The organism is Streptomyces sp. NPDC102437 (assembly GCF_044765565.1).
Classification (GTDB): Bacteria; Actinomycetota; Actinomycetes; order Streptomycetales; family Streptomycetaceae; genus Streptomyces.
On record NZ_JBIWKI010000057.1, the window covers coordinates 17765 to 35229 of the forward strand.

Consider the following 17465-nt stretch of genomic DNA (forward strand, 5'->3'; position numbering starts at 1 on the left):
CGGGTGCGCGTGGAATCGTCCAGGGGCGAGCACCGGCCGGCGGCCTACGCGGCCGCAGCCGTCGGTTACCCCCAGGCCGACGTCGACCTCTCCCGTGCCCTGCTGGCCCGACTCACGGAGGGTGCCGCGACGATGTCGGCGACGCTGGCGGCGATGTCTGAGTGGGGCCGTACGTCGGGGGACGGGACGCCCCGGGGGGACGGAGCGGGAGCGGCTGCTGCGGGAGTGGCTGGCTCAGTGACGGTGACGGTGCCTGTGGGGGCCCCGCGGGTTCGGGGTTCCCACAGGCACCGTGCTGTGTCAGGCCCGCTTGGAGCGGCGGCGGGCCGCCACGGTCAGGCCGGTGCCCGCGGCGAGGACCGCGGCGGTGCCGATGACCAGCGGGATGGTGCCGCTGCTGCCGGTCGAGGCCAGGTCGCCGTCCTTGCCGCCGGGCGTCGTGCTCTGCGACGGGGCCGGGGTGGCCGGTGCGGATTCGGACGGGCCGACGGACGGTGTGCCGCTCGCGGGCGGTGTGGTCGCCTGGGTGGAGGGCGTGCCGGTCTCCGGCGGCGTGCTGCCGGGGGCCGGCTCTCGGCCCCGCGCCGTTGCCGGCCCCTGGCCCGTGGGCCTACTTCCCCGTTACGTAGGCGTTCCAGATCCGGAGCGGGAAGACGTTGCCACGTTCGGAGTCGAGCCCGCCCACGCCCTGCATTCCCAGCAGTTGAGGTGTGCCCGGCTTGTTGCGGAACATCGTGACGGCCGTGGTCAGCCCTTCGGTGCGGCCGATGAACCAGGCCGACTTCATCCGGTCGTCCTCGCCGGTCGACCCCGCCGCGAGGTCCTCGGAGGCCGCCGTCCTGGCGAACGTGCCGAACTTCCCGTCCCGGCCCAGTCGCGTCCAGGCCACCATCCCCAGGGTGTTGTTCACATCGTTGGCCACCGAGGCGTCCATCGCGCGCCGCGGCTCGGGCTTCCCGAAACCCTCGACCGCCTCGCCGTCCCGGGTCATCCTGGTCACCGAGTAGGGATCGGCCCTCATGCCGTCGTTGCCGAAGGCGGTGTACGCGTCCGCCATCCTGACCGCGCTCGGTGTGGACGTGCCGAGGGGGAAGGACTTGTCCAGGCGGGCCAGGCTCTCCTCGTGCAGCCCCGCCGATACCGCCAGTTCCTTCACCTTCTTCAGCCCGATGTCCTTGCCGAGCAGTGTGAAGGTGGCGTTGGACGACTTGATCAGCGCATCGCGCAGGGAAGTCGGCGCCGTGACCATCGCCTGGCCGGGGCCGGAACCCGACGGGGTGGGGAGTGCCGCGTACGGGCCGTGCTTGATCAGGCGCCCGCCACTGTCGTAGCCGCTGTCCAGGGTGATCCCGTCGCCGTGCTGAAGGGCCGCGGCCAGCACGAAGGGCTTGAAGGCCGAGCCGACAGGGACGCCCGCGGTGTCGGCGTTGTTGGCGAAGTGGGTGACCGCGTCGGCTCCGCCGTACACCGCGACCACGGCCCCGTCGGAGCGCACGGATGCGGCGCCGACCTCGACGTACTTGTCCTCGGGACGCTTCTTGGGGTCGAGGTCGCGCCTGCGTACGCTCCGCACGGCCCGTTCCAGCTGCCCCACCCTGGCCTTGTCGAAGGTGGTGTGCACCCGGTAGCCGCCCCGGAAGAGGTCCTTGTCGGTGAGGCCCGAACGCTTCTTGATGTACTTGTTGGCGATGTCGACGAGATAGCCGGTCTGGCCGCCGAGGCTGGTCGGCTTGGCGGCCGGCTTCGGCTCGGGGAACTTCCGGTACGCGGCCCGCTCGGCCTTCGTCATCGTGCCGATCTCCACCTGCCGGTCGAGGATCCACTCCCAGCGGTCGACGGCGCGTTCGTGGTTGCCCTTGCCGCCCGCGGGGTCGTACTGCTCCGCCCCCTTGAGCAGGGACGCGAGCAGCGCCGCCTGGCTGGGGTCGAGGTCCTTCGCGGGTATTCCGTAGTACGCGTTCGCCGCTGCCTGGATGCCGTAGGCGCCGCGGCCGAACCAACTGGTGTTCAGATACCCCTGGAGAATCTCCTTCTTGCCCTGCTTGTTGTTCAGCTTCAGCGAGATGAAGAACTCCTTGAACTTCCGGGTGGCCGACTGCTCCTGGCTGAGATAGGTGTTCTTCACGTACTGCTGGGTGATGGTGGAGCCGCCCTGGGTCTCACCGCCCGAGACGATGCTTACGGCCGCGCGGGCGATTCCCGTCGCCGATACCCCCGGGTCGGAGTAGAAGGTCTCGTTCTCGGCGGCGATGACCGCGTTCTCCACCGAATCGGGTATGTCGGCGAGCGTGACGTTCTGCCGGTTGACCGCGCCCACGCTCACCAACTGGCTGCCGTCCGCCCAGTAGTAGACGGTGCCCTGCCTGCGCGCCTCGTCGTTCTCGTTCGGGATGTCGACGGACGCGTACACCGCGGCGAACAGGCCTGCCAGCGCGATGAGTCCGAGCATGACCCCGCTCAGCACCTGCCGCCACGAAGGGATCCAGCGACGCCAAGTGCGTTTGTCCCGACGGGGGTAGTCGACTGCGAATCTGCGATCGCGGATGGGGCGGTTGGGGCGTCGGGCCATGGTCCAGCTCCTCGTTCACCGTCCCGTACCGGTGGCGCGGGCTTGTGAGAGAAGATGTTCCGGATCGCGATCAGGTTGTCTCGGGGCCTGTCCGGTGGGGGCGGTGACCCTGTACCGGACGGCCTTTCCGGAGGAACAGTCCCCGATGCCCGGCTTTGTCGGCCGGTCCTGCGACCGGGTGCGCTCAGGCAAGGCCCGCCTCTTTCAGGGCCGACCTCGCGCAGGCCCTGACGAGGGGGTCCTCCCCGGACTTCCCGGCGGCGATCAGGGCCTCGGCGACCGCCGGGTCGTCCGACGCGTAGGGGCCGAGTGCCATCGCCGCGTACTGGCGCACCAGATCCTCCTCGGGGTCGTTCAGCGCCGCCAGCAGTGCTCTGCCCGCGCGGTGGCGCAGGTCGGGATCGGCCGGAGGCCAGAGGCGCAGGACCGTGGCGCACTCGACGCGGGCGAGGTCGTACTCGCTTGCGTCGGCGAGCACCGAGACGAGGAACGGCTGCGCGGCCGTGTTGTCGTCCAGTTCGGTGATGATCTCGCGTTTCCTGTCGCTGTCGGCCGGCAGGGCGCGGTACTCCGCGATGAGGCGGTGCGCCGGGTCCGCGTTGTCCGGTTGAGTCATGGCCGGGGTTCCTTCTGCTCTTTCTGCCGGGCGGGAGGTCGGCCGAGCTGCTGTCCGGACCGGTGGTTCAGTCCCACCAGAAGGACCAGGTCTCCTGGTTAAGCACCATCTTCTCGGCGTAGACGTCCAGGTCGTAGGGTGGGTTCTGCTCGATGTTGTCCGGGCAGAACGCGAAGTGCTCGGCGGCGACCGCGCGGGCCTCCGGGAGGGTGGTGGGCGGGCGGCCCACCGAGACCGTCAGGGTGTCGAATCCCAGCACCACGACCCGTATGCCGAAGCGGTCCTCCCAGGAGCGGAGCACGGCGCTGAGCCGGGCCGTGTCCTCCTCGTAGTTGACCGGACCCGACCAGCCGATCGCCGCCGGTATGTCCGCGCTGCGCCGGGCCGGGACGAGCGCCAGCCGTGAGCCGGCGTACCAGCCGTCCGGGCCGACGCACTCCTCGGCGATCGCGGCCGCCAGGTCGTCAGGAGTGTCCTGCCCTTCGGCGGCCGGGACGGGGGCCAGGCCCGGCCAGTCGCCCTCGGCGGCGTCGAGCTCCTCAGGCGCGCAGTCCTCCCAGTACTCGCTGAGGACCTCCTCGGCGTCGTGGTCGCCGGGGTACGACGTGCTGTCCGGGATCAGGTCCCAGGTGTCGGGCCACTGGTCACGCCGCCCGCCGTCTATCAGCACGGGGAGCAGCCCGACCGCCCGCCCGGCCGCGCGCAGTGTGCGCCATGTGCCGTGGGTCGCGGGCTCGTCGGCACACCAGAGCAGCGGCTCGTGCCAGGTGCCGTCGATCGTGGCGTCCACCATTGAGCCGGGCGGGAGTTGGAGCCCTGCCGTGGCCAGGGACGGGAGCGGGTTCGGGAGCGTCGCCATGACTACGACTCTAGGCGCGGCCACTGACAACCGGCCGGGCACCGTGTGCTGGGTTCACGGGTGTGCGTGAACGGAGACGAACTCGGTGGGTGCCGTGGTGCCGTCGGGGAGCGGGGCGGGCGCGGTGACGTGGCCGAGCGCCTGGCCGGTACCGCTCCGGCCGGGCCGGCCGGGCCGGAGTTCGCGGTTGATGTGGAGGGTGAGTTGGCGCCCGTCGGGTGCCGTCGTGACCAGGATGGCTGTGCCGTCCGGGCTGTTGGTGGCGGTGGAGGCGGCGAGCACCGCCGTGATGCCGGGTTGGTCGAGCCGGGCGGTGACGGACGGGTCCGGGGTGTCGCTCGTGCTCTGCATCTGCGGCTCGGCCTCGCCGACGACGAGCGCGAGGAGCTGGGCCACGACGACCGGGTCATGCGCCCCGTCGTACACCCAGCGCTTCCCCAGCACGCCGTGCTCGGTCGTGCCGATGAGTGAGTCGTCGGCGCCCGGGAGCGGTTCGCCGCGGTAGCTGAACAGCACCTGGTACTCGGCTTGTTGGTCCCCCGAGGTGTCGGTGACCACCATGAACTCGATCCCGACCTCGCCCTTCGGGTCGTCCAGGCGGAATCCGCCGGTCCGGTCCAGCTCGGGCTGCTGCCCCGTGCCGCGGTACCAGGGCTGTGCGGGCAGCCAGGTGGTGAGGAGTTCCAGCTTGGTGGGCGACAGGGTGGTGTGGTGGATGACAGCCATGGCGGGTTCCTCCCGGGGACGTGGACTCAGACGAGTCGCGGGTCGGCGGCGAAGCCGGCGAAGGCCGTCCAGGTGGTGGGGGCGACGGTGAGGACGGGGCCGTCGGGGTTCTTGGAGTCGCGGATGTGGATGGCGGCGGGGTGGGCGGCGATCTCGACGCAGGCGCCGCCCTCGTCTCCGCTGTAGCTCGACTTCTGCCAGTCGTAAGCGACTTCGAGGCAGGCCCCGCCCTCGCTGCCGCTGTAGCTGGACTTGAACCACTCTCGTGCGGTGCTCATAACTCTCCTAGCAGCCGGTCCAACAGGCTCTGCGTTTCCTCGGCGTTGAGAGCCTGCGTCCGCAGCATCGCATATCTCTGGGCGAGGATGCTGATCTCTTCCGGGTTGGAGATGAGCTGGCTGCCGCGCTGAGTTTCGGTGTACGCGACGCGTTGGTGGTCCGGCGTTTCCAGCAGGATGAACGGCCCGTCGAGCCCCGCGTGAGACGTTCGGCCCAGCGGCATGACCTGGAGAGAGATGCCCGACAGATCGGCGCATTCCCGAAGGTGGTGCAAGGTTTCCCGGTACACCGCGTTGCCTCCGAGACGGTCTCGGACAATGGCCTCGGAGATGACGAAGCTGGTGGTCGGTGGCACTTCGCGACGCAAGATCTCCTGGCGCTTCAGGCGTGTGCCGACGTGTGTGTCGATCTCCTCCCTGCTGAACGTGGGAACTCGGCTGTCGAACACGGCACGTGCATAGTTCTCGGTCTGGAGCAGACCGGGCAGGACCTGGTTGTCGTACCAGGACAGCGCCAGGGCCTCCCATTCCAGCTCCAAGTACTCCTCCGCCCAAGCCGGGATCAGGTCGATCTCCGGCATGTTCGCCACTGCCTCCTTCAACGCGCCCTTGGTGTCCAGCCGTTCGTCCAGCTTGGCCGCGAGATCAGGCAATAGGGCGCGTCTGCCCTGCTCGATGGAGGCGATCGTCTCCACCTGATGGCCCACCAGGTCGGCGAGTTGGGTCTGGGTCAGGCCGGCCGCCCGGCGGAAGACGGCGACCAGTCTGCCCACGAGTTTCATTGCCGACGCGTTCTTGCGCTTCCGCTTTCCGGGGTGCATACGGAGCGAACTTCCACGTGCGCGCCCGTGTCACGCGCGCACGACCCGTACAAGAAATCTGTACGGGTGCGAGTCCCGTCAGGACCGGGGCTCGGGCGGGGTCCATTCGACGGCCTCCCGGACCGTCGCGTCCGGGTCCTGGGCGAGGCGGTGGAGGAGTTCCTTGGCGGCCGGGCTCGACCAGTTCTCGACGGTCCATACGAGGGCCCTGCGGACCTTCGGGTCCGGGTGGTTGGCGAGGTGGGCCAGTTGGTCGACCGGTCCGCGGCGGCGCATCCCGAACCAGTGGAGGGTCTGGACGAGCTGTTCGGGGTCGCCGGGGCTGCCCGCCGCGGCGATTTGGCGCAGGAGGACCGCTGAGGCGGGGGGAGGGCCGTCGAGGGGGTGCGGTCGGCGTTGCCGCAGGCGTTGCGAGCCGTACTCGCCGCGTACCCGGCAGCCGAAGCAGGTGCAGGGCACCTTGCCGTTCGAGTCGGGGAAGTACCGCCAGCCGGTGACCTGGCTGACCGCGCGGATGCGGTGCACCTCGCGCTTGGTGACCGTCCGGGGGACGAACACCTCCCAGCCGCGCGGGTCGGGCAGGGCGGCGACCCGGCGTACGGCTTCGGCGGCCGTGACGGTCGCGGGGTCGCGGTGGTAGCGGCCCAGGGTGACGGGTTCGTCGTCCGGCAGGCGGATGTGCACGGCGACAAGTCCGCGCGGGCCGCTGCGCCTGGACAGTTCGCGCAGCCACTGGTGGGTGAGGGTGTACGAGGGGAGGACGGGGAAGCAGTAGAGACCCCGTGGCAGTGAGGCGTCGCGGCCGTGACTGATGGCCCGTATTCCGGAGCGGCGGACGCGTTGAGCGTTCGCCGCGGGTGTCAGGTGCACGAACATTGCCATGCGGGCGATGCTAACGAGTGGGCGTGCGCCGGGCGGGGTCCGGTGTGCGTTCTGGGATGCTCGGCGGTGTGGATGCGGGCAGCGTGGTCGTGCAGATGACCGTCGTGCGGTGGTCCGTGCCGTCCCGGGGTGGCGAGGGGGCCCGGCTGCGGAGCAGGGTGCCGAAGGGGTTCCCGCTGCCCGAGGGGGTGTCCGGGCCCGTTGTCCACCGAGTGGAGTGCGCCAAGCTGAACGGGTTTGTGCCGCGCTTGCGCACGTGCGACAGTCTTCGTCCGCTGGAGAGCGACACGCCGTTGCGGATCGCGGTGGAGGCCGACGGCGTACGTGTCTTCGCCGACCGGAACCGGCGGGTCACCGCTCCTCCTCCCCGTCGGCTGGGGGCCGGGCAGTGGCTGCGCCGGCGGGACACGTCCAGCGGGCGTCGGCGGGCTGAGATGACGGTCGTGAACGTCGCGGCCGTCGGCCGCCCTCCGTCGAACCTCTTCCTCGGGGCACCCGCGTACAGCGCCGAGTCCGTGGAGACCTGGATCGGGTAACGGGCCGCCCGCCGGTCGTTGTTGATCACCAAGAGTGCAGAATGGGCCGTATGTCGATAATGAACATCCCTGAAACGGCAACGGTCGACGACGCTGAGGAGATCGGCCGCATGCTGGCCAGTGCCTTCGACGACGACCCGATGATGCGCTGGTTCTTCCCCGAGGACGCCTCCCGCGAGGAGGGGATGGCCCGCTACTTCAGCACGATCTTCGCCCGGCAGTACGTCCGTCACGGCGTGTGCGAGCGCACTGGCGCGGCGGCCGCCTTCTGGGTGTCACCGGAGGGCCAGGAGAAGGCGGTTCCCGACGCGGAGACCGTCCAGGAGCTCGAGAACATCCTCGGTGACCGGGCTCCGCTGTTCCGTGAGGCCGTCGAAGGGGCGGCCGAGCACGGGCCGAAGGAACCCCACTGGTACCTGGCCGTGGTCGGCGCGGACCCGGCCGCCCGCGGGCAGGGACACGGGGCCGCGCTGCTGCGCTCGGGCCTGGCCAAGGCCGACGCGGCGGGCCTGCCCGTCTACCTGGAGTCTTCCAAGCCGGACAACCTGCCCTTCTACGAGCACTTCGGCTTCACTGTGCTCGGCGAGGCGCAACTGCCGGGCGGCGGACCGGTGCTGTGGGCCATGCGGCGCGCTCCCCGTACGCCGGACGGCGCCTGAGGCCCGTCGTGCCGCCTTCCCACGCCACGTTCCGTAGGAGTGGGAGGGCTGCCGGGGCCTGTCCGGCGGATCAGGGTCGGACAGGCCCTAGATTTTGTCGGCGCAAAGGAGGCGGTCGCTGTGCAGCGGGTCGTCGTCGATCAGCGAGTTCTCGGTGAACGCGGCGTCCGCCTTGCCGTCGCACGGGTCGTCGAAGCCACCCACGACGGCGTCCTCGATGATCTTCGTGACCTTGTGGGTGGCGCCGTCCTTCTTGCCCTTGGTCCGGCAGGCCTCTTCGTAGACGGTGCTCCCGGCCTTGGCCGCGCTGTGCACGCAGTCACCGACCTCGATCCGCGGGCCACCACCCCCGCCCGGGTCGCCGGGGTGCGGGGCCTTCAGGTTGCGCATGCAGGCGTAACCCTCGCCGGAGACCGGCTTGTCCTCCAGGATCGCGATGCTGACCGGCACGTTGACCGCGAAGTCGGAGTTGTCGGAACAGACGGTGGCCTCGAAGGGAACGGGGAAGCCGGTGTCGACCCGGTAGATGACCTTCGCGACGGCGTCGGGGCCGTCGCAGGGCACCTCGCGGTAGACGTCCTTCTGGCCCGGCTCGGCGGCCGCGCACTCGCCCTCGGCGAGGAACCGCTCTCCGTACGACGGGTTCACGGAGGGGGTGGGCGCGGCGTCGGCGGTGGCGGATGCCTGGGTCGAGTCCGACGGATGGCCTTCGCCGGCCTTCCCGCAGCCGGTGATCAGCACCAGCGCCGCGACCGTGGCGGCAGTCGCGGCAGCGGCAGCGTGTCTGCGTGATGACGGCGGTATGCGGCCACTCTTCGTACGCACGTTTTCCCCCTCGGGCTCGGTCTCCGATTCTACGATCGACTGGCCTTGGGAGAGCCTGAGTTGCCGGAGTGCCGGGTCTTGCCTCGTGGCGGTCGCGGAGCGGGGTGCGGTCGCCGCGACAAGGGGGATACCCCGATCACCGATCCGGATGACCGCCCCATCGTGCCGACCCGCACCCGGCGGCCACCGCGGAGGGCACAGGGGAACGGTGCTTGAAGGGTCTTCAAATGCCCGGCCGCAGCCGTGACTTCGAGCATTGAGGGCGTGCACGTGATGAAGCGCAAGCGTGCGGCGTTGGCCGGTGCACTCACACTCGCCGTGGCGATCGGCGTCGGGGGAGCCGCGCTTCCGGCGGGCGCCGCCGCCACGACCGCCGCCGCGGACTCCGCGGGCCACGGGTCCGCCACCGACCGGGCCCGGCTGCAGGAGATCCTGCAGCGGCTGACCACCGCCGACGGCGCGCCCGGAGCCCTCGTCGAAGTGCGGGACCGGCACGGCAGCACGGTGCTGACCAGCGGTGTCGCGGACGTGAAGAGCCAGGCGCCGGTTCACCGCGACAGCAGGTTCCGGATCGGCAGCATGACCAAGATGTGCACGGCGACGACCCTGCTCCAACTGGTGGGAGAGCATCGCGTCCGCCTCGACGCCCCGGTGGAGCGCTACCTGCCCGGCGTCGTCCGCGTTCACGGCAAGGACGGACGGAAGATCACCGTCCGCCAGCTGCTCCAGCACACCAGCGGCCTGCCCGATTTCCTCGACCACCTCAAGCCGCGGGAAGTCGTCGCGGACCCGCTGGTCCGCTACGACCCCCGCGACCTCGTGGACATGGCGCTCAAGTACCCCCGGGTCTTCGAGCCGGGCACCGACTGGGACTACTCCCACACGAATTACCTGCTCGCCGGCCTGATCATCGAGAAGGTGACCGGCCACACATACGCCGAGGAGGTCCGCGAGCGCATCATCGAACCGCTGCACCTGCGCGAGACGTCCGTACCGCTCGGCTCGACGATCCCCGGACCGCACCCGCGCGGGTACGCGCAGCCCGGCCAGGAAGTGCCGCTCCTGGACATCACGGAGGCCGACCCGTCCGTCGGCGGCGCGGCCGGCGGGATGATCTCCAGCGGCACCGACCTCAACGGGTTCCTGGGCGCCCTCCTCCGTGGCGACCTGCTGCACCCGGCCGAGCTCCGGGAAATGATGAGGACCCGGGACACCGGCAACGAGGACGGCCGTGCGTACGGCCTCGGTCTGGAGAGCAGGCCGCTGCCCGGCGGGGGTCCGTACTGGGGGCACGGCGGTGACTTCCTGGGCTTCGAGACGATGGCCGGTGCCACGGTCGACGGCAGGCGGGCGACGGTCATGGTGAACCTCGGTCCCGGTGGTTCGGACGCCCAGAGCGATGACATCGAGGCGGCGGTCCGGACGGCGCTCTCCGCGGGCCGCCCGGCGGCCCGGCAGTAGCGAGCCGGGCTCGCCGCCTTCAGCGGGGCCGGACACCGGAGGATCAGTACGTGAGGGCGGCGTCCATTTCGCTCTGCCAGTAGGTGACGAAGCCGTTGTCGCCCCAGGAGGTGCCGACGGGGAGCGTCAGCTCGGCCGGGGCGCCCGTGGAGCCCTGGTCGGCCTTGTTGGTGAAGTACACCGAGAGGTGGGTGCCCTCGTGCAGTTCCTGGCCGTCGGGCTCACCGGACAGCCCGATCGAGGCGTAGGCGGACTGCCCCGGCTCAAGGGTGACCACGGCCTGCGGGGTGCTCTCGCGGAGGACCGGGAAGGCGGCCTGGGCGTCGTCGAACCGGAGCGCCGGGGCGTTGTACGCGTAGCAGGGGCCGGAACCGGTGTTGGTCGCGGTGAGCAGCAGGTGGTTGATGGGGCGGCTCACCTTGGTGACGGTGACCTTGGTGTTCGAGCCGGTGCAGGTGACGGGGGACTTGCTGCTGTTCCCGGTGGTGCTGTTCCGGCCGTTGGTGTCGCTCTTCCGGCCGCTGGTGGAGCCGGTTGAGTTCTTGGAGCCGGAGGCCGTGTTGTCGGCCGGGGACTTGGAGTCGGTGCCGGAGTCGGTGTCGGTTCCGGTTCCCTCGGTGTCCTTGCCCGTGTCCGTGGCGGAGGAGTCGCTCGCCGCGGTCGACGGGCCGGACTTTGCGCCGTCCTCGGTGCCGTTGCAGGCGGTGAGCGAGAGGGCGGCCAGGAGGGCGGTCGCGGCGAGGGCGGTGGTGCGGATGCGGTTCTTGCGCATGGTGGTGGTACTCCCCGTGTGTGGGCCGGTGTTGTCGTTCGGTCAGTTGTGGCAGATCAGAGCGATGACGATCGCGGTGGACACGATCACCACGCCGATGGCCACGGCATCGATGAGCTCGATGCGGAAGTGGATTCGCACTGCGTCGTCCCGGTGGTCGCTGCGGTGTGTCCACAGATTGCAGGGTGACGGATTCCGGCCGCAACGCCGAACAGCCCATTGGGGATGCTGGAATGGCTGCGCGTACTGTGACCTGGGCAGATTCCACGTCCCTGGAACGGTGTTCCGGGACGGACCAGGAGGGGGAACGCTGCAGTGGCGACGCCGGAGGCCGTGGAATTCGCGGCTCTGCTGAAGGAACTGAAGGACCGTTCGGGACGCAGTTACGGGGTTCTTGCCGGAAGACTGCACGTCAGTACGTCAACACTTCACCGGTACTGCAACGGGGACGCGGTGCCCAATGAGTACGCCCCGGTGGAGCGGCTGGCGCGGTTGTGTGCGGCGACCCCGGAGGAGTTGGTGGAGCTCCACCGGAGGTGGATCGTGGCGGATGCGGCGCGTAGACGTCCTGCCGTGGCCGCGCAGCCCGAGGCTGCTCCTGCGCCTGATCCTGTTTCTGCGCCTTCGCCTGCGCCTTCGCCTGCTTCTGCGGAGCCGGTACGGGATGCGGTTTCCGAGTTCACGCCCGAACCCGAACCCGAACGCGAAACTGAACCCGAACCCGCGATCCTGGCCGGTGGGGCGAGGCGGCCCCGGCGGTTCCTGGCCTCCGCACGGGCGCGGGTGCTGCTCGCGGCCGTCGCCGTCGTCGCGCTGACCGTGCCGACCTCGATCGTCGTCAGCAATCTGTCGGGTACGGACAAGGACGATCTCAGCAACGCCCCCGCCGTTGACGCGAAGGGCCCGGACGAGGCCGAGATCGCCGGGCCCGGCGACGACGCGAGCGTCACCGCCTCACCGAGCGCGAAGAAGTCGGGCAAGCCCGGGCCGTCCGGCTCGGGGACCGTCTCGGCCCCGCCGTCCGGCGGCGCCTCCGCCACGACCGGGGGACGTGGCGCGGGATCCGGGTCGGGTGGCCGGCAGAGCGGAGGCGTGCCGCTGAGTGCCACCATCAGCTCGTACAACTGGGAAGAGCCCTGCGGTCAGCACTACGTTCTGGACCAGAAGCCGGAGGACGTGCCTCCGCCGCCCTCGCCGCAGGGCACCCGGGGCTGGGCCAAGGCGCTCGGCGGGGTGGACGGCGGCAGCATGCAGCTCGAAGTCACCGTGCAGGGGAAGTCGGGGCAGGCCGTCGTGCTGAACGGCCTGCATGTGCGGACGCTGTCCCGGAAGGCGCCGCTGGCGTGGTCGGCGTACTCGATGGGCGAGGGCTGCGGGAGCGGCATCACCCCGCAGTCCTTCGACGTCGACCTCGACGACGGCCGGCCGAGCCTCACCCCGGTGGCGGGGCAGCAGGGGGACGTGCGGGTGCCGCCGAAGGACTTTCCGTTCCGGGTGTCCTCCACCGATGTGGAGGTGTTGGACCTCGAGGTCCACGTCGAAGGGCACGACGTCAGCTGGTACCTGGACCTGGAGTGGAGCAGCGGCGGCCGGACGGGGATGCTGCGCATCGACGACGGCGGGAAGCCGTTCCGTACCAGCAGCATCCAGGCACGGCCGAAGTACATGTACCGGTACGACACGGCCCAGTGGGTGACCAAGGAGTGGGATTAGGGCCTGCCCGGCGGATCGGGGTCGGACAGGCCCTGGCGTCCCTCGTGGCCACGGCCACCGGGCCGGTGCGTGTACGGACTGAGTACGTGCTGACTGACCGGCGTCAGAGGCGCTCGGGGGTCCGGATGCCGAGCAGCTCCATGCCCTGGTGCAGGGTGCGGGCGGTGAGGTCCGAGAGGAAGAGCCGGTTCTCGGCCACATCGCCCGGCACCTCGGGCTTGAGCACCGGGCACTGGTCGTAGAAGGTCGTGAAGAGCGACGACAGCTGGTACAGGTACGAGGCCAGCTTGTGCGGCTCGTACGCGGCGGCGACCTCGGCCACGACCTCGCCGAACTGGTCCAGATGCAGGGCCATCGCGCGCTCGGCCGGGGCCAGCTCCAGCTCCGGGTGCGGCTGGGAGCTCAGCTCGCCCGCCTTGCGCTTGATGGAGCGGGACCGGGCGTGCGCGTACTGGATGTACACGCTGGTGTCGCCGGTCAGCGAGACCATCTGGTCCAGGTCGAACTTGTAGTCGCGGGCGGCCGACGTCGACAGGTCCGCGTACTTCACCGCACCGATGCCGACCTGCGTGGCCCGCTCGGTGATCTCGTCCTCGGTGAGGTCCTTGGCCTTCTCGCGCACCACGGCGGACGCCCGGTCGATCGCCTCGTCCAGGAGGTCGGCCAGCCGGACCGTCTCGCCCTCACGGGTCTTGAACGGCTTGCCGTCCTTGCCGAGCACCGTGCCGAAGGGGAGGTGCACGGCCTTGACGTCCTCGTTCAGCCAGCCGGCCCGGCGGGCGGTCTCGAAGACCATCTTGAAGTGCAGGGCCTGCCTGGCGTCGACGACGTACAGCAGGGTGTCCGCCTTGAGGTTCTGCACCCGGTCGCGGATCGCGGAGAGGTCCGTCGCCGCGTAGCCGTAGCCGCCGTTCGACTTCTTGACGATCAGCGGCGCCGGGTTGCCGTCCGGGCCCTTCACGTCGTCGAAGAACACGCAGAGCGCGCCCTCGGAGCGGACGGCGACGCCCGACTCCTCAAGGATGCGGCAGGTCTCCTCGAGCATGTCGTTGTATCCGGACTCGCCGACGATGTCGGCGTCCTGGATCTCCATGTCGAGCTTGTTGAAGACCGAGTAGAAGTAGATCTTCGACTCGTCGACGAAGCGCTGCCACATGGCGAGCGTCTCCGCGTCGCCGGCCTGGAGTGCCACGACGCGGTCCCGGGAGCGGGCCTTGAACTCCTCGTCGGAGTCGAAGAGCGCGCGGGAGGCCTTGTAGAGCCGGTTCAGCGAGGACATGGCGGCCTCGCCCTCGGCCTCACCGCCGGCGCCCTCGTGGGTCAGCTCGCCGGGGTGCTCGGTCAGGTACTGGATGAGCATGCCGAACTGGGTGCCCCAGTCGCCGATGTGGTGCCTGCGGATCACGGACTCGCCCGTGAACTCCAGGATCTGCACCATCGCGTCACCGATCACGGCCGAACGCAGGTGGCCGACGTGCATCTCCTTGGCCACGTTCGGCTGCGCGTAGTCGATGACGGTCGTGCCCGCGGCGCTGTTGTACGGCACACCGAGCCGGCCCGCGTCGTCCGCGGCGCGTGCGGCGAGGGTCTCGATGATCGCCCGGTCGGCGAGCGTGATGTTGAGGAAGCCGGGGCCGGAGACCTCGATCTCCTTGATCAGGCCGCCCGCCGGGATCGCGGCGGTGACCTGCGAGGCGAGCTCGCGCGGGTTGCCCTTGAGCTTCTTGGCGAGGGCCAGGATGCCGTTGGCCTGGAAGTCGGCCCGGTCGCTTCGTCGCAGCAGCGGGTCCGCGGTGCCGGCATCCGGCAGAGCTGCCGTCAGGGCGTCCGCCAGCTGCTGCTGGAGCGTGGAAGCGAGGGAATTGACCGAGCCGTGCTCAGGCATGGGACGGGCTGCCGTTTCCGTAGGAGTACAAGGGATCACGCCCAGTATTCCACGGGCGGTAAAGCCGTTTTCTTCGCGCGGGCCGTAAGCCGTTTTCGCGCCGCCGGTGGACCTGGGAGAATGGGCTCGGCCCCCGGGGGCCGCCCTGTGAGTCCCACAGGGGTGTTCCAACGAGTCCTACAAGAGAGAAGGACGTGCAGACCGTGGCTCAGAGTCAGAGCAGCACCGAGGCCGACTGGGTCTCCCGCTTCGCGGACGATGTCATCGCCGAATCGGAGCGTCGTGCGCCTGGCAAACCGGTCGTCGTCGCGTCCGGCCTCTCCCCGTCGGGCCCGATCCACCTGGGCAACCTCCGCGAGGTCATGACCCCGCACCTGGTCGCCGACGAGATCCGCCGCCGCGGGTACACCGTCCGGCACCTGATCTCGTGGGACGACTACGACCGGTACCGCAAGGTCCCGAACGGTGTCCCGGGGATCGACGAGTCCTGGGCCGAGCACATCGGCAAGCCGCTGACCTCGGTGCCCGCCCCGGCCGGGTCCGCGTACCCGAACTGGGCCGAGCACTTCAAGGCCGCGATGACGGACGCGCTGGACGAGCTGGGCGTCGAGTACGACGGCATCAGCCAGACCGAGCAGTACACGGCGGGCACCTACCGCGAGCAGATCCTGCACGCGATGAGGCACCGCGCCGACATCGACGCCGTCCTCGACCGGTACCGGACGAAGAAGGACCCGGCGGCCGCGGGCGCCAAGAGCGGCAAGAAGCCGCAGCAGCAGAAGAAGGTCGACGAGGCCGAGCTGGAGGCCGAGGCGGGCTCCGGCGCGGCGAGCGAGGACGACGGCAGCGGCGGTTCGGCCGGCTACTTCCCGTACAAGCCCTACTGCGGCAACTGCGAGAAGGACCTCACGACCGTCACGTCGTACGACGACGACAGCACCGAGCTGAACTACACCTGCACGGCCTGCGGCTTCGCCGAGACGGTGCGGCTGAGCGAGTTCAACCGCGGAAAGCTGGTCTGGAAGGTCGACTGGCCGATGCGCTGGGCGTACGAGGGCGTGATCTTCGAGCCGAGCGGGGTGGACCACTCCTCGCCGGGCTCCTCGTTCGTCGTCGGCGGCCAGATCGTCCGTGAGATCTTCGACGGCGTGCAGCCGATCGGCCCGATGTACGCCTTCGTCGGCATCTCCGGCATGGCGAAGATGTCCTCCAGCAAGGGCGGCGTGCCGACCCCGGCCGATGCGCTGAAGATCATGGAGGCGCCGCTGCTGCGCTGGCTGTACGCGCGCCGCAAGCCCAACCAGTCCTTCAAGATCGCCTTCGACCAGGAGATCCAGCGGCTCTACGACGAGTGGGACTCGCTGGCGCGCAAGGTCGCCGACGGTTCGGTGCTGCCGGCCGACGCCGCCGCGTACGCGCGGGCCATCGGCACGGCCGCCGGTGAGCTGCCGAGCACGCCGCGCCCGTTGCCGTACCGGACGCTCGCGTCGGTCGTCGACATCACGGCCGGGCACGACGAGCAGACGCTGCGCATCCTGAGCGAGCTGGACCCGGAGAACCCGCTGACCTCGCTGGACGAGGCGCGGCCGCGCCTCGACCGGGCCGAGAACTGGATCACCAGCCAGGTCCCGGCCGAGGCCCGCACGATCGTGCGTGAGGAGCCGGACAAGGAACTGCTCGGCTCGCTGGACGACCAGGGGCGCCAGTCGCTGCGCCTGCTCCTGGAGGGGCTGGACTCGCACTGGTCGCTGGACGGGCTCACCACGCTCGTCTACGGCGTGCCGAAGGTCCTGGCGGGCCTGGAGCCGGACGCCAAGCCGACGGCCGAGCTGAAGGTCGCGCAGCGGTCGTTCTTCGCGCTTCTGTACCGGCTGCTGGTCGGCCGGGACACCGGGCCGCGGCTGCCCACGCTGCTGCTGGCCGTGGGCGCCGAGCGGGTGCGCAGGCTGCTCGGTGAGTAGGCTGCCGGGCGCATAGACGCCTTTTGCGCCTTTGGTACGGAGGGCCGTCACCCGGTGATTCGGGTGACGGCCCTCCGTCGTCGTTGCCGTTGCTGGTCGCGGGGTGGCTCAGGCGATGTGGTCCGCTTCGAGTTCGGAGTGGTAGCGGTTCTTGAACTCCGGCATCATGCGGCGGATCAGTGCCGCGCTGCGCGGGTGCCTGACGTTGTGGCCGTCCGTGACGTGTATGTCCAGGGCGTCGACGCTCGGGTAGTTGTTGTGCTGGTTCACGAACGCGGCGAACACCTCGTACGCGATCGCGGCGAACTCCGCGTCCTCCTGCGCCCACTCGACGGGGTCCAGCTCGGGTTCCTGGGCCTGCTCCTGGGCCTGTTCCCCGGCCTGCGGGTGTTCCTGGAGCTGCTCCTGGAGGGGCTCCTGCTCCTGCCGGGGGCCGGGGACGGCGCCGATCGTGCCCACGCTGCCCAGGGGGCGGGTGCGGCCGCCGGGGCCCGAAGGGACCATCACCGGGCCCGGCTCCAGGCCCTCCTCGTACGCGGGGTCGTAGGCGCTCTCGTACATGTCGTCCGGGACCTGGGCCGCCGCGAACCAGGGGCTCTCGTGCGAGCCGGGCCCTTCCTGGGGCCACTCCTCGGCGGCGGCGCCGGGGTCGGAGGGGTGGCTGTGCTGCTGCCGGTACTGCTGGTGCTGCGGCCCGTATTGCTGCTGCTGTTCGTACTGCTCCTGGTCCTGCTCGTGCTGCTGGGCGTACTGCTGCTCGGGGGTGTACGGCAACTCGGGCTGGAGCTCGGCCGGTTCGACCTGGGTCTGGGCCGGGGGGAGCAGGGCGGGTTCGATGCCCGCGGCGGCGAGGCCGGCCGGGGCGGTCTCGGCCAGCGGGACGCCGTACTTCGCCAGGCGCA

At 70.3% G+C, this 17465-nt stretch carries 15 protein-coding genes and 1 pseudogene; 5 read left to right on the forward strand and 11 right to left on the reverse strand.

The window, feature by feature from the left end:
* Positions 1 to 610 precede the first annotated feature (610 nt).
* The 7 genes from ACIRJP_RS37515 to ACIRJP_RS37545 form a co-directional block, all read right to left on the reverse strand.
* A complete protein-coding gene (locus ACIRJP_RS37515) occupies positions 611 to 2449 on the reverse strand; it encodes a transglycosylase domain-containing protein (RefSeq protein ID WP_404184534.1) in 1839 nt (612 codons plus the stop codon).
* Positions 2450 to 2753: 304 nt separating this feature from the next.
* Positions 2754 to 3185, reverse strand: coding sequence for a hypothetical protein (locus ACIRJP_RS37520; protein WP_404184537.1), 432 nt, complete (start codon positions 3183 to 3185; stop codon positions 2754 to 2756).
* 67 nt (positions 3186 to 3252) lie between these two features.
* A complete protein-coding gene (locus ACIRJP_RS37525) occupies positions 3253 to 4044 on the reverse strand; it encodes a DUF4253 domain-containing protein (RefSeq protein WP_404184540.1) in 792 nt (263 codons plus the stop codon).
* Positions 4045 to 4098: 54 nt separating this feature from the next.
* Entirely contained in the window at positions 4099 to 4770 is a 672-nt protein-coding gene (locus ACIRJP_RS37530) for a 1,4-alpha-glucan branching protein (RefSeq protein WP_404184543.1), read from the reverse strand.
* Positions 4771 to 4796: 26 nt separating this feature from the next.
* The gene (locus tag ACIRJP_RS37535) at positions 4797 to 5048 is read right to left on the reverse strand and encodes a DUF397 domain-containing protein (RefSeq protein ID WP_404184546.1); all 252 of its coding nucleotides are present in this window, start codon (positions 5046 to 5048) and stop codon (positions 4797 to 4799) included.
* A complete protein-coding gene (locus tag ACIRJP_RS37540) occupies positions 5045 to 5869 on the reverse strand; it encodes a Scr1 family TA system antitoxin-like transcriptional regulator (RefSeq protein WP_404184549.1) in 825 nt (274 codons plus the stop codon). Before ACIRJP_RS37540 ends, ACIRJP_RS37535 begins: the two co-directional genes overlap by 4 nt.
* Positions 5870 to 5947: 78 nt before the next feature.
* Entirely contained in the window at positions 5948 to 6751 is an 804-nt protein-coding gene (locus ACIRJP_RS37545; protein WP_404184552.1) for a HEAT repeat domain-containing protein, read from the reverse strand.
* Between the two features lie 68 nt (positions 6752 to 6819).
* Between ACIRJP_RS37545 and ACIRJP_RS37550 the strand changes: the two genes are divergently transcribed.
* Complete coding sequence (locus ACIRJP_RS37550; protein WP_404184555.1) at positions 6820 to 7287, forward strand: hypothetical protein; 468 nt, start codon at positions 6820 to 6822, stop codon at positions 7285 to 7287.
* Positions 7288 to 7328: 41 nt separating this feature from the next.
* Positions 7329 to 7946: a GNAT family N-acetyltransferase gene (locus ACIRJP_RS37555; protein ID WP_404184558.1), complete on the forward strand. Its 618-nt coding sequence runs from the start codon at positions 7329 to 7331 to the stop codon at positions 7944 to 7946.
* 87 nt (positions 7947 to 8033) lie between these two features.
* On the opposite strand, the gene ACIRJP_RS37560 is transcribed toward ACIRJP_RS37555, so the two are convergent.
* Positions 8034 to 8771 carry a hypothetical protein gene (locus ACIRJP_RS37560; protein WP_404184561.1) on the reverse strand — a complete coding sequence of 246 codons (738 nt, stop codon included), beginning with the start codon at positions 8769 to 8771 and terminating at the stop codon, positions 8034 to 8036.
* 273 nt (positions 8772 to 9044) lie between these two features.
* Here ACIRJP_RS37560 and ACIRJP_RS37565 point away from each other — a divergent pair, with 273 nt between their 5' ends.
* The gene (locus ACIRJP_RS37565) at positions 9045 to 10232 is read left to right on the forward strand and encodes a serine hydrolase domain-containing protein (RefSeq protein WP_404184576.1); all 1188 of its coding nucleotides are present in this window, start codon (positions 9045 to 9047) and stop codon (positions 10230 to 10232) included.
* A gap of 43 nt (positions 10233 to 10275) precedes the next feature.
* Here ACIRJP_RS37565 and ACIRJP_RS37570 read toward each other — a convergent pair whose 3' ends face one another.
* Positions 10276 to 11004 (reverse strand): DUF4232 domain-containing protein, encoded by a 729-nt coding sequence (locus ACIRJP_RS37570; protein ID WP_404184564.1) that lies wholly within the window; start codon positions 11002 to 11004, stop codon positions 10276 to 10278.
* Between the two features lie 315 nt (positions 11005 to 11319).
* Here ACIRJP_RS37570 and ACIRJP_RS37575 point away from each other — a divergent pair, with 315 nt between their 5' ends.
* Positions 11320 to 12717 (forward strand): helix-turn-helix domain-containing protein, encoded by a 1398-nt coding sequence (locus tag ACIRJP_RS37575; protein WP_404184567.1) that lies wholly within the window; start codon positions 11320 to 11322, stop codon positions 12715 to 12717.
* Between the two features lie 103 nt (positions 12718 to 12820).
* Here the strand turns inward: ACIRJP_RS37575 and argS are convergent, their stop codons facing one another.
* The gene (gene argS, locus ACIRJP_RS37580; protein ID WP_404184570.1) at positions 12821 to 14602 is read right to left on the reverse strand and encodes an arginine--tRNA ligase; all 1782 of its coding nucleotides are present in this window, start codon (positions 14600 to 14602) and stop codon (positions 12821 to 12823) included.
* Between the two features lie 194 nt (positions 14603 to 14796).
* Between argS and lysS the strand changes: the two genes are divergently transcribed.
* Entirely contained in the window at positions 14797 to 16563 is a 1767-nt protein-coding gene (gene lysS / locus ACIRJP_RS37585; RefSeq protein WP_404184573.1) for a lysine--tRNA ligase, read from the forward strand.
* Between the two features lie 108 nt (positions 16564 to 16671).
* Here lysS and ACIRJP_RS37590 read toward each other — a convergent pair.
* Positions 16672 to 17465: pseudogene (locus ACIRJP_RS37590) on the reverse strand (hypothetical protein); the annotation flags it as partial.

Bases quoted from the DNA above. Each gene is read 5' to 3' on its own strand.
- ACIRJP_RS37515 (WP_404184534.1), bottom strand. From the start codon at position 2,449: ATGCTCGGACTCATCGCGCTGGCAGGCCTGTTCGCCGCGGTGTACGCG.
- ACIRJP_RS37520 (WP_404184537.1), bottom strand. From the start codon at position 3,185: ATGACTCAACCGGACAACGCGGACCCGGCGCACCGCCTCATCGCGGAG.
- ACIRJP_RS37525 (WP_404184540.1), bottom strand. From the start codon at position 4,044: ATGGCGACGCTCCCGAACCCGCTCCCGTCCCTGGCCACGGCAGGGCTC.
- ACIRJP_RS37530 (WP_404184543.1), bottom strand. From the start codon at position 4,770: ATGGCTGTCATCCACCACACCACCCTGTCGCCCACCAAGCTGGAACTC.
- ACIRJP_RS37535 (WP_404184546.1), bottom strand. From the start codon at position 5,048: ATGAGCACCGCACGAGAGTGGTTCAAGTCCAGCTACAGCGGCAGCGAG.
- ACIRJP_RS37540 (WP_404184549.1), bottom strand. From the start codon at position 5,869: ATGCACCCCGGAAAGCGGAAGCGCAAGAACGCGTCGGCAATGAAACTC.
- ACIRJP_RS37545 (WP_404184552.1), bottom strand. From the start codon at position 6,751: ATGGCAATGTTCGTGCACCTGACACCCGCGGCGAACGCTCAACGCGTC.
- ACIRJP_RS37555 (WP_404184558.1), top strand. From the start codon at position 7,329: ATGGGCCGTATGTCGATAATGAACATCCCTGAAACGGCAACGGTCGAC.
- ACIRJP_RS37565 (WP_404184576.1), top strand. From the start codon at position 9,045: ATGAAGCGCAAGCGTGCGGCGTTGGCCGGTGCACTCACACTCGCCGTG.
- ACIRJP_RS37570 (WP_404184564.1), bottom strand. From the start codon at position 11,004: ATGCGCAAGAACCGCATCCGCACCACCGCCCTCGCCGCGACCGCCCTC.
- argS (WP_404184570.1), bottom strand. From the start codon at position 14,602: ATGCCTGAGCACGGCTCGGTCAATTCCCTCGCTTCCACGCTCCAGCAG.